Source organism: Burkholderia sp. SIMBA_062 (assembly GCF_046534765.1).
Taxonomy (GTDB): domain Bacteria; phylum Pseudomonadota; class Gammaproteobacteria; order Burkholderiales; family Burkholderiaceae; genus Burkholderia; species Burkholderia ambifaria.
Genome location: NZ_JAWRYD010000487.1, coordinates 1 through 248, shown reverse-complemented (window position 1 = coordinate 248; position 248 = coordinate 1). Strand labels below are relative to the sequence as shown.

General features: G+C 64.9%; 1 protein-coding gene. It reads left to right on the top strand.

The window, feature by feature from the left end:
- Positions 1–248, top strand: a 248-nt coding sequence (locus SB786_RS37175) for a stress response translation initiation inhibitor YciH (RefSeq protein ID WP_410731705.1), incomplete at both ends; no start/stop codon positions are given.

The following is a 248-nucleotide window of genomic DNA, read 5'->3' as shown; positions in this document are numbered from 1 at the left end:
AAGAGCAGTTCGAAGGGTGGCCTCGTTTACTCAACAGACGGCGGACGCATGTGTCCCGAGTGCCGCCACGCGGTCACGGAGTGTATATGCAAGGCGATTGCCCGGACACAACCACCAGGGGACGGCGTCGCGCGGGTCGTTCGCGAGACCAAAGGCCGGGGCGGGAAGAGCGTGACGGTCGTGAGAGGATTGGCGCTCGACCCCGTTGCCCTTGCCTCGCTGGGCAAACAATTGCGCACCGTCTGCGG